Source organism: Saccharothrix carnea, assembly GCF_003014735.1.
GTDB lineage: Bacteria > Actinomycetota > Actinomycetes > Mycobacteriales > Pseudonocardiaceae > Actinosynnema > Actinosynnema carneum.
This window is the reverse complement of record NZ_PYAX01000005.1, coordinates 553,327-566,720: the sequence shown is the minus strand read 5'-3', so window position 1 is coordinate 566,720 and position 13,394 is coordinate 553,327. Positions and strand designations below refer to the sequence as shown.

General features: G+C 71.6%; 12 protein-coding genes. 4 read left to right on the top strand and 8 right to left on the bottom strand.

Going from position 1 to position 13,394, the window contains the following annotated elements; translation table 11 throughout:
- Positions 1–159 precede the first annotated feature (159 nt).
- Together B0I31_RS17550 and B0I31_RS17545 are read left to right on the top strand one after the other, a co-directional pair.
- Entirely contained in the window at positions 160–954 is a 795-nt protein-coding gene (locus B0I31_RS17550; RefSeq protein ID WP_106616436.1) for a class I SAM-dependent methyltransferase, read from the top strand.
- Complete coding sequence (locus B0I31_RS17545; RefSeq protein WP_106616435.1) at positions 951–2,759, top strand: S9 family peptidase; 1,809 nt, start codon at positions 951–953, stop codon at positions 2,757–2,759. Before B0I31_RS17550 ends, B0I31_RS17545 begins: the two co-directional genes overlap by 4 nt.
- Before the next feature lie 242 nt (positions 2,760–3,001).
- Here B0I31_RS17545 and B0I31_RS17540 read toward each other — a convergent pair whose 3' ends face one another.
- The 3 genes from B0I31_RS17540 to B0I31_RS17530 all read right to left on the bottom strand — a co-directional run bounded on the left by B0I31_RS17540 (position 3,002) and on the right by B0I31_RS17530 (position 4,609).
- Positions 3,002–3,487 (bottom strand): Dps family protein, encoded by a 486-nt coding sequence (locus B0I31_RS17540; protein ID WP_106616434.1) that lies wholly within the window; start codon positions 3,485–3,487, stop codon positions 3,002–3,004.
- A 23-nt stretch (positions 3,488–3,510) separates the two neighbouring features.
- Entirely contained in the window at positions 3,511–3,933 is a 423-nt protein-coding gene (locus B0I31_RS17535; RefSeq protein ID WP_106616433.1) for an organic hydroperoxide resistance protein, read from the bottom strand.
- A 115-nt stretch (positions 3,934–4,048) separates the two neighbouring features.
- Complete coding sequence (locus B0I31_RS17530; RefSeq protein ID WP_106616432.1) at positions 4,049–4,609, bottom strand: NADPH-dependent FMN reductase; 561 nt, start codon at positions 4,607–4,609, stop codon at positions 4,049–4,051.
- A gap of 79 nt (positions 4,610–4,688) precedes the next feature.
- On the opposite strand from B0I31_RS17530, the gene B0I31_RS17525 reads away from it, so the two are divergent.
- A complete protein-coding gene (locus B0I31_RS17525) occupies positions 4,689–5,756 on the top strand; it encodes an alpha/beta hydrolase (protein WP_106616431.1) in 1,068 nt (355 codons plus the stop codon).
- Between the two features lie 645 nt (positions 5,757–6,401).
- Here the strand turns inward: B0I31_RS17525 and B0I31_RS17520 are convergent.
- Together B0I31_RS17520 and B0I31_RS17515 are read right to left on the bottom strand one after the other, a co-directional pair.
- Positions 6,402–7,850: a catalase gene (locus tag B0I31_RS17520; protein ID WP_106616430.1), complete on the bottom strand. Its 1,449-nt coding sequence runs from the start codon at positions 7,848–7,850 to the stop codon at positions 6,402–6,404.
- 30 nt (positions 7,851–7,880) lie between these two features.
- On the bottom strand, positions 7,881–8,297 hold the full coding sequence (locus B0I31_RS17515; protein WP_106616429.1) for a Fur family transcriptional regulator: 417 nt from the start codon (positions 8,295–8,297) through the stop codon (positions 7,881–7,883).
- A gap of 85 nt (positions 8,298–8,382) precedes the next feature.
- On the opposite strand from B0I31_RS17515, the gene B0I31_RS17510 reads away from it, so the two are divergent.
- Complete coding sequence (locus B0I31_RS17510; protein WP_106616428.1) at positions 8,383–9,558, top strand: MFS transporter; 1,176 nt, start codon at positions 8,383–8,385, stop codon at positions 9,556–9,558.
- On the opposite strand, the gene B0I31_RS17505 is transcribed toward B0I31_RS17510, so the two are convergent.
- The 3 genes from B0I31_RS17505 to B0I31_RS17495 are packed head-to-tail and all read right to left on the bottom strand — an operon-like array spanning position 9,541 to position 13,332.
- A complete protein-coding gene (locus tag B0I31_RS17505) occupies positions 9,541–10,968 on the bottom strand; it encodes a gluconokinase (protein ID WP_106616427.1) in 1,428 nt (475 codons plus the stop codon). The two genes, B0I31_RS17510 and B0I31_RS17505, sit on opposite strands and share 18 nt — an antisense overlap.
- Before the next feature lie 10 nt (positions 10,969–10,978).
- Positions 10,979–12,070, bottom strand: a complete 1,092-nt coding sequence (locus B0I31_RS17500) for an aspartate-semialdehyde dehydrogenase (RefSeq protein WP_106616426.1) — start codon at positions 12,068–12,070, stop codon at positions 10,979–10,981.
- Positions 12,067–13,332 carry an aspartate kinase gene (locus B0I31_RS17495; protein ID WP_106616425.1) on the bottom strand — a complete coding sequence of 422 codons (1,266 nt, stop codon included), beginning with the start codon at positions 13,330–13,332 and terminating at the stop codon, positions 12,067–12,069. The genes B0I31_RS17500 and B0I31_RS17495 overlap by 4 nt, the downstream gene beginning before the upstream one ends.
- Positions 13,333–13,394 lie beyond the last annotated feature (62 nt).

Here is a 13,394-nt window from a genome sequence, read left to right as displayed (position 1 = left end):
TCACGTCGAGGGCCGGGAACGTCTCACGCAACGTGAACACGAACGGCGCCGTGCCCACGCGGGTGCACCAGCCGCGACGCGGGCAACCGGCCGATGCCCACTGCGCCAAGTCGAACCCGTCGCCGCTCACACCGGCACGCCGGCCGGGAACATCGACGCATGGGAGATCTCACCGAGGTGCGGCGGGTGTACGGGACGGGCGACCTGGCGGCGTTGCCGGTGTTCGCGGGCGGTTTCATCAACTTCGGCTACTGGGCGGGCATCCCGCTGGACGGCGACCTGACCGTCGAGCAGCGGGTCGCGTCGCAGGAGGCCCTGTACGACCTGGTCGTGGACGCGCTCGGGATCGGGCCGGGTCACCGGGTGCTGGAAGTCGGGTCGGGACGCGGCCTGGGCGCGCGACGCGTCCTGCGCCGTGACCCCGCCCTGGTGCGCGGCGTGGACCTGGTGCCGGAGCAGGTGGCGCGGGCGCGCGAAGTCAACGACGACCCGCGGGTGGCGTTCGTCCAGGGCGCGTGCGACGACCTGCCGTTCCCCGACGCCTCGTTCGACGCCCTGCTGTCCGTGGAGGCGGCGCAGCACTTCGAGGACGTCGCGGGGTTCGCGCGCGAGAGCGCCCGGGTGCTCGTGCCGGGCGGGCGGTTCGCCGTGACCACGTTCTTCACCAGGACGCGGGACGCGGGCGACGCGCTGGCCGAGGTGCTGCGGACCTTCGCCACCGGCCTCGACCGCGCCCACCTGGTCGACGACGTGGTGCGCGACCTGCGCGCAGCGGGGTTCGCCGACGTCACGGCGCTCAGCATCGGCGAGCACGTGTGGCGCGGGCTGGACCGGTGGCTCGAACTGGGCCCGCGTCCCGACCGCTGGGACCGCAACTGGCTGCGCGCCGTCGAACGCGGTCTCGTCGACTACTACCTGGTCACCGCGCGGAAGCCGGCAGGATCGGGTGTGTGACGACGCACCCGACCGCCGAAGTGCCCGACCCGCTGTTCGCCGACGCCGAGGCCGAAGCCCGCTGGCGGGCCCGCTTCACGGCCCCGCGCGTGAGCCTGCCCGGGTGGGCCGACGACGCACCTGACCGCAGCCTGTACCTGTCGAACTCCAGCGGCGTGTGGGAGGTCTACGCCTGGGACCGGGCGAGCGACTCCCACCGCAGGGTCACCGACCGCCCGAACGGCACGTCCCACGCCGCGCTCAGCCCGGACGGCAACACGATCTGGTGGTTCAACGACACGGATGGTGACGAGTTCGGGACGTGGGTCAGCGAGCCGTTCCAGCCGGGTGGCGACGCCAAGCCCGCGGTGGACGGCGTGCCGGCCGCGTACCCGGCGGGGCTGGAGATCGGGCACGGTGTCGTCGCGGTCGGCACGTCCACCGACGACGGCACCACGGTGTACGTGTCGCGCGACGGCGGGCCGGCCGAGGTCGTCTACGCGCACGAGAACGACGGTGGCGTGTCGGGCTTGTCCAAGGACGAGACGCTGGTCGTGCTGTCGCACTCCGAGCACGGCGACAACCGGCACGCCGCCCTGCGCGTGGTCACCCCCTCGGGTGAAAAGGTGGCGGAGAAGTGGGACGGGCCGGGCAAGGGCCTGGACGCGATCGCGTTCAGCCCGGTGCGCGGTGACAACCGGCTGCTGGTCGGGCACGAGCGGCGCGGCAAGGAAGAGCTGCTGATCTGGGACGTCGCGGCGGACACCGAGACCGAGATCGTCATCGACCTGCCCGGCGAGATCGGCGCCGACTGGTACCCGGACGCCAAGTCGCTGCTGGTCGTGCACACGTTCCAGGCGCGCAACACCCTGCACCGCTACGACCTGGAGACCGGCGCGCTGCACGCGTTGGACACCCCGCACGGGTCGGTGGGCAGCGCGAACGTGCGGCCGGACGGCGCGGTGGAGTACTCGTGGTCGTCAGCCGCCCAGCCGGGCGTGGTGCGGGTGCTGGACGTGGACGGCGACGAGCGCGTGCTGCTGGAGCCGCCGGGCCACAAGGCGCCGCCGTCCGTCGACCTGACCGACGTCTTCGTGGGCGACGTGCACGCCCTGGTGGCACGTCCGGAGGGTGCGCCGGACGGCCCGCTGCCGACCGTGTTCCACCTGCACGGCGGACCGCACTCGGCCGACGAGGACCGGTTCTCCGCCTACCGCGCGGTGTGGCTGGACGCCGGGTTCGCCGTGGTGCACGTGAACTACCGCGGTTCCACCGGGTACGGGTCGAAGTGGCGTGACGCGATCGAGGGCAGGCCGGGGCTGACCGAGCTGGAGGACGTGGCCGCGGTGCACGACTGGGCCGTGTCGTCCGGGTTCGCCGACCCGGCGAAGTGCGTGGTCAACGGCGCGTCGTGGGGTGGGTACCTGTCGCTGCTGGCGCTGGGCACGCAGCCGGAGCGGTGGGCGGCCGGTGTCGCGGGCGTGCCGGTGGCCGACTACCTGGCCGCGTACGAGGACGAGATGGAGCCGCTGCGCGCGTTCGACCGGGCGCTGTTCGGCGGTTCGCCGGAGGAACTCCCCGACCGGTACCGCGAGTGCTCGCCGTTGACCTACGTGGACGCGGTGCGCGCGCCCGTGCTCGTGCTGGCGGGCGAGAACGACCCGCGGTGCCCGATCCGGCAGATCGACAACTACCTCGACCGGCTGGCGGCGCGTGGGGCGACGTACGAGGTGTACCGGTACGACGCCGGGCACGGATCGTTGGTGGTCGCCGAGACGATCCGCCAGACCGCCGCCGAGGTCGCCTTCGTGCAGCGCGTGCTGTAGCGGCTCGCCGGGCAGGGGCCCTCGCGCTCGAGGGCCCTTCACCGCCTGCGCGGTCCTGTCGGCAGGAGCCCTTCACCCGCCAAGCGCGGCCTTGCCGGCAGGAGCCCTTCAAACGCCAAGCAGGGGTCCCCGCTCAGGGGATCCCTGTTTTCAAGTTTACCGGCGGGGTCCGACATTTTCGGGGGCCACCGGTGGTCGGTGGCCCCCGGCACGGCGGGTCGGGCCCGGGCTCCAGGCCCGGGTCAGGCCTGCTGCGCCTGCCACATCCAGTGCGCCTGCTCGAAGTTCTTCGTGATCTCGATCAGCAGGTCCTGGGTGACGAGGTCGGACTTGTCGGTCTCGTCGATCCGCTTGCGCAGCCGCCCGATCAGCTCACCCAGCGCGGTGACGACGGCCGCGACGACCTCGTCCTCCTTCAGCCAACCGCCGGGGAACTCGGGCACGCCGGACCCCTCGGCCACGGTCTTCGCCTTGCCGTCCGGCGAGATGCCGAGCGCGGCGGCGCGTTCAGCGACCTCGTCGGTGTACGTGCGGGCCGTCGTGACCAGCTCGTCGAGCTGGAGGTGGACGCTGCGGAAGTTCTTGCCGACCACGTTCCAGTGCGCCTGCTTGGCCACCAGGGACAGGTCGACCAGGTCGACCAGGGTGGCCTGGAGCACCGCGCCGACCGACGCCTTGTCCGACTCGGTCAGCGGGCTGGTGATCGGGGACTTCGGAGACTTGCTCATGGGTCTGACGCCTCCTCGGAAGGTTAGACGGTGGTCGTGAGGGCCACCTCGATGTTGCCTCGCGTGGCGTTGGAGTAGGGGCAGATCCGGTGCGCGGCGGCGACCAGCTGCTCGGCCACGGCCTGCTCGACGCCCGGGATGTGGGTCGCCAGCTCCACCGCGAGCTGGAAGCCGCCGGCGCTGTTCGGACCCAGGTCGACCTTCGCGGTCACCGACGTCTCGCCGACGTGCACCTTGGCCTGCCGCGCGGCGACCTTGAGCGCGCTGTGGAAGCACGCCGCGTACCCGGCCGCGAACAGCTGCTCGGGGTTGGTCTTGTCGCCGCCGGGACCGCCCAGCTCCTTGGGCGTGGAGAGCTGCTCGTCGATCACACCGTCGGAGGAGCGGACCTCGCCGTTGCGACCGTCCCCGACTGCGATGGCTTGCGCGGTGTAGAGCACCTGCATGGTGAACGCTCTCCTTTGAGCTGGTGGTCGAGCCCCGTCACTCGGCTCAACACCCGGCCGAAGCCGAACCACACCCGGTCGTGTGGCAGCTCACGCCCCCCTCACTCGTACCCGCTCAGCCCGACCTCGACACGGCGAACTCGGCCACCTGTCGCCCGATCGTGCGGAGTTGGTCGGCCACGGACGGCACCGTGCAGCCGCCTTCGAGGTCGAACTCGACCTCGCCCGAGTTCACCGCCGCGCCCAACGGCGTCGGCCAGCCGCGCAGCGCGTGCACGATCGAGCGCAACGCGGTCAGCGTGGTCACCGACGCCTGCCAGCCCTGGGCGGTGGCCACGCAGCCGACCGCGCGGCCGTCCAGGTAGGGGCGCTCGTCGCCGCGCAGGTCCTCGATGTAGTCGAGGGCGTTCTTGACCAGGCCGGACACCGTGCCGTGGTAGCCGGGCGAGACGAGCACCACGCCGTCCGCGACGCGCAGCGCCTCGACCAGCCGGTGGGCGCTCTCGGTGCGATCGGGGACGGACGGGTCGTAGAACGGGAGCACCAGGTCGGGCCCGGAGACCTCGACCACCTTCGCGCCCGCGTCCACGGCGCCTTCCAGGGCGATCCTCATCGCGCGCTCGGACTGCGAGTTGGGGCGGAGGGATCCGCCGATGCCCACCACGGTGACCGTCATGGTCCCGATCCTGCCACCTGCACCTAACTGGAGGTCCAGTCGCTCGCCCGAACCCCTACCGACGAGTAACGTGCGTCTCATGTCGAAGCTCGCCGAGTCGATCCCTCCCGGCGTCCTGGCCGGTGCCCTGCGCTTCGTGTTCGGCCTGCCCGCGCCGCTGCGCAGGCTGATCGCCGGTCGCCCCGTCACCCTGGACGGCCAGCGGCTCCACCCGGAAGCCCAGCTCCTGCTGAGGCTGCAACAGCTCAGCGGCGAGGACTGGCAGACGACCACGCCCGCGGCCAACCGCCTGGCCCTGAGCCGCAGCACCGCTCTGGTGTGCGGTCCCGTGATCGGCGGCGTGGCGGTGCGCTCGCTGTCGCTGGACGGTGTCGGGGCGCGGTTCTACGAGCCGACCGGGTTGGCCGCCGGGTCGCCGCTGCTGGTCTTCTACCACGGTGGCGGGTGGGTCAGCGGTGACCTGGACAGCCACGACAACCTGTGCCGGTTCCTCGCCGTCGAGGGCGGGGTGCGGGTGCTGTCAGCGGACTACCGGCTCGCGCCGGAACACCCGTTCCCGGCCGCGGCGGACGACGCGCAGGCCGCGTTCGAGTACGCGGTGGCGCACGCCGAGGAGCTGCGGATCGACCCGCGGCGCATCGCGTTGGGCGGTGACAGCGCGGGCGGGAACCTGGCGGCGGTGACGGCGTTGCACGCGGGTGAGGTGAAGCCGGTGTTCCTGCTGCTGTTCTACCCGGCGGTGGACGCGTCGGTGCGGCGGCGGTCGCGCGAGCTGTTCGGCAGGGGGTTCTTCCTCACCGACGAGAAGATGGACTGGTTCCTGGACCACTACGCGCCGTCACGCGACGCGCACACCGATCCGCGGCTGTCGGTGCTGCTGGCGGAGGACCTGAGCGGGCTGCCGCCGACGTACCTGGCGACGGCCGGGTTCGACCCGTTGCGGGACGAGGGTGAGGCGTTCGCGGAGAAGCTGGCGCGGCAGGGCGTGCCGGTGGTGTTGCGGCGGTACGAGGGGCTGTTCCACGGGTACGCGAACATCCTCGGCGTGGGTGGCGTGTTCCGGGAGGCGGTGGCGGAGGCGGTCGGGTCGCTGCGCACCGGGTTGGCGTTGGCCAACACCAGGCAGGACATCCCCGAGACGGCGTGAACACCGGGCGCCCTCCGGCACTGGGTTGTCCACACCCCGGCACGTTATCCACACCCCGGCACATCGTGACGGCGACCGCGATCACGCGGCACTAGCGTCGACAACGACCTATGCCACCGAGACCACACGTCCCTCACGACCACACGATGGGGTGATCATCGCCGGAAAATGTACGGAAACACTGTTCTCGCACCTCGGTTGAAAACCAGCGGAGCCGCCGAAACCACCCCCGACCGCCCACCACACGCTCCACCCCCACCTGGACGGCGGGCGGCGGCAGCGGGGATCGGGATTCGACGGGAATCCGGCGATCGGAGACCGGCGGGGAGTCCGGGGGGCGCGGTCGACCGACCCGCGGGGTGCAGGTGCGGGGTTGGGTGACGAGCAGGCCTGGGCGGCGAGCAGGGACGGTGAGCGGGAGCAGCGACGAGCGCGGTCCAGGCGACAAGCACGGACTGGGCGGCGAGCACGGACTGGGCGGCGAGCGGGACCGGGCAGCGAGCACGGACGGGGCCGTGTGGACGGGGGCGGCGAGGACTAGGCAGCGAGGGATTGGGCGGCGAGCAGGGACAGGGCCGCCCGAACGGATTCGGACGGCCCTGTCGGGTGTGCACTTTCAGGGGTGCACGGCCACGAGGTACGTGATCACTTGCCGAAGGCGGCGGCGATCTTGTCGCCGGTCTCCTTGTCGATGTTGCGCCAGTACTCGAACACGCGCTCCAGCACGGGCTCGGACACGCCGTTGGACGCGTGCGCGATCACGGTCTGCACCAGGCGCTCGCGCTGAGCCTCGTCCATGACCTCGCGGATCAGCGTGCCGGGCTGGCCGAAGTCGTCGTCCTCCGCATGGAGCTTGTAGGCCGAGCGGGTCACCGCGTCCTCGACGCCGTACGCCGACGCCACCTCGCCCGCCGCCTGGGTCGACGCGTGCGGGCCGCCGTAGGAGTTCGGGGCGTACACGGGGTCGACGGCGTTGGTGTAGCGCATCGCGCCGTCCTTGGAGTACGAGTTCACCGGCGACTTCGGCCGGTTCACCGGCAGCTCGTTGTAGTTCGCGCCGATGCGGTACCGGTGGGCGTCGGGGTAGGAGAAGATGCGGCCGATCAGCATCTTGTCCGGTGACGTGCCGATGCCGGGCACGAGGTTCGTCGGCTCGAACGCGGCCTGCTCGATCTCGGCGAAGTAGTCCGACGGGTTGCGGTCGAGGACGAGCTTGCCCACCTTGATCAGCGGGTAGTCGGCGTGCGGCCACACCTTGGTCAGGTCGAACGGGTTGAAGCGGTAGGTCGCGGCGTCCTCGTACGGCATGACTTGGACGTGCAGCGTCCACGACGGGTACTCGCCGCGTTCGATGGCGTGCCACAGGTCGGCGCGGTGCGCGTCGGCGTCCTCACCGGCGATGCGGGCGGCCTGCTCGGAGGTCAGGCACTCGATGCCCTGGTCGGTCTTGAAGTGGTACTTGACCCAGGAGCGCTCGCCGGCGGCGTTCTCCCACAGGTAGGTGTGCGAGCCGTAGCCGTTCTGGTGCCGCCACGTCTTCGGGATGCCCCGGTCGCCCATCAGCCACGTGACCTGGTGCGCGGTCTGCGGCTGCAGCGTCCAGAAGTCCCACTGCATGTCGTGGTCGCGGCGGCCGGTGTCGGCGCGGCGCTTCTGCGAGCGGATGAAGTCGGGGAACTTGATCGGGTCGCGCAGGAAGAACACCGGGGTGTTGTTGCCGACGAGGTCGTAGTTGCCCTGGCTGGTGTAGAACTTCAGCGCGAAACCGCGCGGGTCGCGCCACGTGTCGGGTGACCCGAGCTCGCCGGCGACGGTGGAGAAGCGCAGCAGCGTCTCGGTCTTCACGCCGGGCTGGAACAGGGCCGCCTTGGTGAAGCGGCTGACGTCCTCGGTGGTCTCGAAGTAGCCGAACGCACCGCCACCCTTGGCGTGCACGACCCGCTCGGGCACCCGCTCCCGGTTGAACTGGGCGTTCTTCTCGATCAGGTAGTGGTCCTGGAGCAGGATCGGGCCGTTGGCGCCGAGGGTCAGCGAGTGGTCGTCGCTCGCGACCGGGATGCCTGCGTTGTTGGTGGTGTGACGCGGTTCGGTCACGCTGGTCGCTCCTTCTGTGGGGTGCGGCAGTCAGTGCCCACGACAGTCCGGGCAGAGACCCCAGAACAGGACCTCCGCCTCGTCCACGGTGAAGCCGGCCGTGTCGGACGGTTCGAGGCAGGGCGCGGCGCCGTGGACGCAGTCGACGTCCACGGTGCGTCCGCAGTCCCGGCACACGAGGTGGTGGTGGTTGTCGCCGGTCCGCGTCTCGTAGCGGGCCGGGTGACCGGCGGGTTCGATCCGGCGCAGCAACCCGGTCCGCGCGCACGCGTTCAGCACGTCGTAGACGGCTTGCGTCGACACGGACCCCAGCCTGGCCCGCACGCCCTCGGCGACCGCGTCGGCCGTGGCGTGGGGGTGTTCGGCGAGCCATTCGAGCACCGCGATCCGGGGCGCGGTGATGCGCAGCCCGGCGTCCTTGAGCAGCTCACGTGGTCCTGAGGTCATGGCTCCACCACCCCATCACGCTTTCTGGAACTGGTCAAGAAAACGAACGGTTAAACCTGTTGCCCCGGCCAGTGAAGATGAGTGGGTGAACGTCTCCCCCTACCTGGCCGTCCTCCGAACGCCGCGCGTGCCCGGCTTCATGCTGTTGATGCTGCTCGCGCGCGTGCCCCCGACGGCCGCGGGCATGACGATCACCATGCACGTCCTGCTCGCCCTGGACCGGGGTTACGGTGCCGCGGGCCTGGTCGGGGCGGTGAGCACGGTCGGCATCGCGGTGGGCTCGCCGCTGATGGGCCACCTGGTCGACCGGCGCGGTCTGCGCGCCATGCTGGCCCTGTCGGTGGTCACCGAGGGCGTCTTCTGGTTCGTCGCCCCGCTGCTGTCCTACGAGGTGCTGCTCGTCACGTGCTTCGCCACCGGCATCACCGTGATGCCCGTCATGTCGCTCGGCCGCCAGATCCTGACCGCGCTCGTGCCGGAGGACCGCAGGCGCACGGCGCTGGCGATGGACTCGATGGCCGTGGAGGTCTCGTTCATGGCCGGGCCCGCGCTGGGCGTGGCGCTCACCACGCAGGCGTCGAGCCGGACGGCGATGTGGGCGATCGGCGCGTCCATGGTCCTGATCGGCGCGGTCCTGTACGCGGTGAACCCGCCGGTGCGGCACGAGGGCGAGACCGGCGGCGCGCGGGTGGCCAGGCGGGAGTGGCTGGACGGCAGGTTGTTGGGCGTGCTGATCAGCGCGGGCGGCGCGACGTTCGTGCTGTCGGGCGTCGAGGTGTCGGTGGTGGCGTCGATGCGCGGGCTCGGGCTGACCGGGTGGACCGGCGCGATGATCGTGGTGATGTGCGTGGCGTCGCTGGCCGGCGGTTTCCTCTACGGCGGGCTGACGCGCGTGCCGCCGCTGTGGGCGCTGATGGGCGGCATGGGGTTGCTGGCCGTGCCGATCGGCTTGTTCGGCTGGTCGCCGTGGTGGCTCGCGCTGGCGCTGGTGCCGACTAACTTCCTGTGCGCGCCCACGATCACCGCGACCGGCGAGCTGATCACGAAGTACGCGCCGGTGTCCGCGCGCGGTGTGGCGATGGGCTTGCAGAGCTCGGCGTTCACGCTGGGCGTCGCGGTGGGCGCGCCGGTCACCGGTTTCGTGATCGACCACTCGTCGCCGGGGTGGGGCTTCGCGGTGGCGGGCGTCGGCGCGGTCGTGGTCGCGGCGGGCACGGTGGTGCTCGACGGCCGCGTCCGCGCTTCACACCAGGTCGCGTAGCGCCTGGTAGAGCCGGTCGATGCCGGGGCGGGCGCTGGCGTAGTGGCGGACCGCGTCCGGGTCGGGCGCGATCGTCTTGACGGGTTTGACCAGGTCGGCGGCGACGGTCAGCGACGGGATCTCGCCCAGTGCCCGCCAGGCGACCAGGGCCGCGCCGACGCCCGATCCCTCGCTGTCGTCGGCCAGTTCCAGCGGGAGGCCCAGCGCGGAGGCGAGCACGGTCGCCCACAGGTCGCTGCGGAACGCGCCGCCGGTCACGCGGACCGCGTGCACGTCCGCCACCGAGCGCACCGCGTCCAGCACCAGCGCCAACTGCTGCGACACGCCCTCCACCAGGGCACGGGTGATCACCGCGCGACCGTGCTCGCGCCGCAGGCCGATCACCGCCGACGTCGCGTCCGCGTCCCACCACGGCGCGCGCTCGCCCAGCAGGTACGGCAACGCGGTGACGCCGGCCGCGCCCACGGGCACCTCGGCGGCTTCCTCCAGCAGGGCCGGGAGGTCGGCGCCGAACGCCTCGGCCGCCCACTGCGCGACCACGCCACCGTTGCTGACGGCCCCGCCGAGCACCCACAGCCCCTCGGCGATGGCGTAGCAGAACACCCGGCCCCGCTCGTCCACTGCGGGCCGGTCGCGGACCACGCGCAGCGCGCCGCTGGTGCCGAGCGATACGGCCGCCACACCGGGCAGGACGGCGCCGACGCCGAGGTTGGCCATCGGTCCGTCACCGCCGCCCAGCACGACCGGGGTGCCGGCGGGCAGGCCGGGGACGTCCAGCGTCAACGGGAACGAGTCGACCGGCGCGCGCAGCTCCGGCAGCTGGTCGGCGCGGACACCGGCGAAGTCCAACGCGTCGGGGTGCCAGGCCAGCGACTCCAGGTCCATCAAGCCGGTCGCGGACGCCGACGAGTGCTCGGTGGCCAGCACGCCGGTCAGCTGGAGCGCCACGAAGTCCTTCAGGCCGCACCAGCGCGCGGCCGTGAACGCCTGCTCCTTGAACCACGCCAGCTTCACCAACGGCGACATGGTGTGGATCGGGGTGCCAGTGGCGCGGTGCAGCGCGATGCCGTCGGCCGTGCCGCGCAACCGTGCCGTCTGCTCCAACGCGCGGTTGTCCGCCCACGACAACGACGGCGTGACGGGCGTGCCCGCGGCGTCCAACCCGACCAGGGTGTGCATCGCGCCGGTCAACGACAGCGCCCGCACCGCGTGCCCCTGCGCCGCGACCTCGCGCAACGCCCGCAGCGCCGCGCCCCACACCTCGACCGGGTCGTGCGTCGCCTCACCGGAGGGCGTGGTGCGCATCGGGTAGCCGTGCTCCGCCGATGCCACCACGCCCGCGTCCCGGTCCACCGCGATGACCTTGGTCGACGTCGTTCCCAGGTCGATCGCGAGCACTACGTCCGCCATGGGAGTGAACCTACAGGCGGGCCGCCAGCTCCTCGGCGATCTCGTAGGTGTTCAGTGCCGCACCCTTGCGCAGGTTGTCACCGCACACGAAGAAGTCCAGCGTGTTCGGGAAGTCCAGCGCCTGCCGCACCCGGCCGACGTAGGTCGGGTCGCCGCCCACCACGTCCGCGGGCGTCGGGAACTGCTTGGCCGCCGGGTCGTCCACCAGCACGATCGACGGCTGCGCCGCGAAGATCTTGTGCGCCTGCTCCACGGTCACCTCGCGGGCGAACGTGGCGTGCACGGCCAGCGAGTGCGTCGTCACGACGGGCACGCGCACGCAGGTCGCGGACACCTTCAGCTCCGGGATGCCCAGGATCTTGCGGGACTCGTTGCGGACCTTCAGCTCCTCGCTGGTCCACCCCTCGTCCTTCAACGACCCGGCCCACGGCACCACGTTCAACGCCAGCGGCGCGGGGAACGGCGAGTCCGACACCGGCAGGCCCGCGGCCTCCAACGTCTCGCGCACGTCACCCGCGCGGACGCCGACCTCCTTGCCCGCCAGCGCCGCGATCTCGGCGTAGAGCCGGTCGATCGCCGCCTGCCCGCCGCCGGACGCCGCCTGGTAGGACGCGACGACCAGCTCGCGCAGCTCGAACTCCCGGTGCAGGGCGCCCAGCGCGGCCATCATCGACAACGTCGTGCAGTTCGGGTTCGCGATGATCCCCTTGGGGCGCGCGCCGATCTGGTCGGCGTTCACCTCGGGCACCACCAGCGGCACCTCGGGGTCCATCCGGAACGCACCCGAGTTGTCCACCGCGACCGCGCCCTTGGCCGCGGCGATCGGCGCCCACTCGGCCGAGACCTCGTCCGGCACGTCGAACATGGCGATGTCGACGCCGTCGAACGCCTCCGGCGACAGGGCGATCACGGTCAGCTCTTCGCCGCGCACGGTGATCTTCTTGCCCGCCGAGCGCGGTGACGCGATCAGCCGGATCTCACCCCACGGCACGGACTCCCGGCCGTTGATGATGTCGATCATGACGGTGCCGACGGCACCGGTAGCGCCCACCAGGGCCAGCACCGGCCCCTGCGGGACGATCACACCCGAGGTCTCGCTCATCGTCCACTCCCCGCGTACACCACAGCTTCTTCGTCGCCGCCGAGCTCGAACGCGTCGTGCAGCGCGCGCACGGCGTCGTCGAGCTGCGTGTCGCGGCAGATGACCGAGATCCGGATCTCCGAGGTGGAGATGATCTCGATGTTGACGCCCGCGGCGGCCAGCGCCTCGCAGAACTGCGCGGTCACGCCGGGGTGCGAGCGCATGCCCGCGCCGACCAGCGACACCTTGCCCACGTGGTCGTCGTAGAGCACCTGGTCGAAGCCGATCTCCTCGCGCGCCTTCTCCAACGCGGCGACCGCGCGCGGACCGTCGTCCTTCGGCAGGGTGAACGTCACGTCGGTGCGGCCGGACACGGCCTGCGAGACGTTCTGCACGACCATGTCGATGTCGAGCTCCGCCTCGGCCACGACGCGGAAGATGCGCGCCGCCATGCCGGGCAGGTCGGGCACCGCGGTCACGGTCACCTTGGCCTCGGACCGGTCGTGCGCGACGCCGGTGATCATCGCCTGTTCCACGGGAAGGTCCTCCACTGACCCGGACACGATGGTCCCGGGCTTGTTGCTGAACGAAGATCGGACGTGCACCGGGACGCCGTAGCGGCGGGCGTACTCGACGCAGCGCAGCATGAGCACCTTGGCCCCGCTCGCCGCCATCTCGAGCATCTCCTCGTAGGTGATGGTCTCCAGCCGCTTGGCGTTCGGCACGATGCGCGGGTCGGCGGTGAACACGCCGTCGACATCGGTGTAGATCTCGCAGACGTCGGCCTTCAGCGCCGCCGCCAACGCCACCGCGGTGGTGTCGGTGCCGCCGCGGCCGAGCGTGGTGATCTCCTTGCTGTCCTGGCTGACGCCCTGGAAGCCCGCGACGATCGCGATGGCGCCCTCCGCCAGCGCGTCCTGGATGCGGCTGGGCGTCACGTCGATGATGCGCGCCTTGCCGTGCACGGACGTGGTGATCACCCCGGCCTGCGAGCCGGTGTAGGAGCGCGCCTCGGCGCCCAGCGAGCTGATCGCCATCGCCAGCAACGACATGGAGATGCGCTCACCGGACGTGAGCAGCATGTCCATCTCGCGGGCGGGCGGCACCGGGGACACCTGGCGGGCGAGGTCGAGCAGCTCGTCGGTCGTGTCGCCCATGGCCGAGACGGCGACCACGACGTCGTTGCCCGCTTTGCGGGTCGCGACGATGCGCTCGGCCACCCGTTTGATCCGCTCGGCGCTCCCGACCGAGGAACCGCCGTACTTCTGGACGACGAGCGCCACAGACCCACTCCTCCCAGGTGCTTCAAGCCCAGCTCACCGGGGAGACTACCTGGCCCAAGGAG